The organism is Mesotoga sp. HF07.pep.5.2.highcov (assembly GCF_003666285.1).
Lineage (GTDB): Bacteria > Thermotogota > Thermotogae > Petrotogales > Kosmotogaceae > Mesotoga > Mesotoga prima.
This window is the reverse complement of sequence record NZ_JFHJ01000020.1, coordinates 1-1,267: the sequence shown is the minus strand read 5'-3', so window position 1 is coordinate 1,267 and position 1,267 is coordinate 1. Positions and strand designations below refer to the sequence as shown.

General features: G+C 41.7%; 2 protein-coding genes. Both read left to right on the top strand.

Going from position 1 to position 1,267, the window contains the following annotated elements; all coding sequences use genetic code 11:
- The first annotated feature begins 106 nt into the window (after positions 1–106).
- Complete coding sequence (locus BG32_RS00460) at positions 107–622, top strand: flavodoxin domain-containing protein (protein WP_310793848.1); 516 nt, start codon at positions 107–109, stop codon at positions 620–622.
- A gap of 51 nt (positions 623–673) precedes the next feature.
- Positions 674–1,075 (top strand): FMN-binding protein, encoded by a 402-nt coding sequence (locus BG32_RS00455; RefSeq protein ID WP_006492668.1) that lies wholly within the window; start codon positions 674–676, stop codon positions 1,073–1,075.
- Positions 1,076–1,267: the final 192 nt, after the last annotated feature.

Below are 1,267 nucleotides of genomic sequence, written 5' to 3'. Positions count from 1 at the left end.
TTCTTCAAGAGCGCGCTGTCTAACAATTCGTTCCTCCTCGGAAACGAATCGCAAATGCTTGCTTTTCGCATATGCAATCTCTAGAGCTGCAAATAATGTAAACTAAATTGAAAGAAAACTGGACCGCACTATCAACAAGGGAGGAGTCTTTATCACGGCAATAGTCTATGCAACTAGAAGCGGTACGTCCGAGAAGTGTTCCATTATTCTCTCAGAAAAGCTTTCAGGTGAAAAGACGATTATCGACATTAAGAGAAACCCAAGCCCAGACCTCACGAAATTCGATGCCGTAATTGTCGGAGCCTCAATCAGAATAGGTAAGGTTCAAAGGACTATCTCCGAATTCGTTCAGAGAAATCTTGCCACACTAATAAAGAAACGGTTAGGCGTCTTTTTGTGCATGGGGTCTGGAGAAGAAAACTTCAGCGAGTACCTTTCTCAAAACTTTCCCGAGAGTTTTCTAAATAACTGCAAAGCAAAGGGCTTTTTCGGGGGTGAGTTTAACCTTGAGAGACTGGGCTTTCTTTCAAGGATGATGGTAAGAACCGCTTTCAAAGGCAAACCTCAGCCTCATGTCGTTTCAAGCAATATTGAGAAATTTGTGAAGGAGTTCGAGAACTAGAAATCCGATTTCTTTTAGGATATCGAAAGAATTCAATTTCAGGGGGAAGAGATGAAGCGTAGGATATTGATCAGAATACTCTTGGTAGCAGGAATTGTTGTTGTTTCCTTAATAGTAATAATAATGGTCTTTGTCGTTCCAAAACTAGAAGCAGATCTAAAGAAACTTGACAATCTTGAATTCGAGCAGCTAAATCTATCTACATTGAAAGACGGAATCTACGAGGGCAGTTTTGAAGCGGGAATCGTAAGCGCATCTGTGAGAGTAGAGGTTTCCGGGCATGAGGTCAAGTCAGTTGAGATAGTAAAGCATAACCACGGTCGAGGGAAGGCTGCAGAAGCAATCACTAACTCGGTTGTAGAAAAACAATCGGTTCAGATCGATGTAGTTTCAGGTGCTACCTATAGCAGCAAAGTGATTCTGAAAGCGATTGAAAACGCTATCAACAGGTAGAACCTTTATAAACTTCTACTTCTCGTCTTTTAGGCTGAATCCTTCCATGAAGGTCTTCTGGAAGAGTAGCAACATAATTAGAGGGGGTATCATTGCGATTATTGCTCCCGCCATTATTATGTTCCATTCTGCAGCTTGCGCTTCGCTGGCCAACAGCATTTTGATTCCTATCTGAACTACACGCATATTATT

Coding starts and splice junctions, on each gene's coding strand:
- BG32_RS00455 (WP_006492668.1), top strand. CDS start 674: ATGAAGCGTAGGATATTGATCAGAATACTCTTGGTAGCAGGAATTGTT.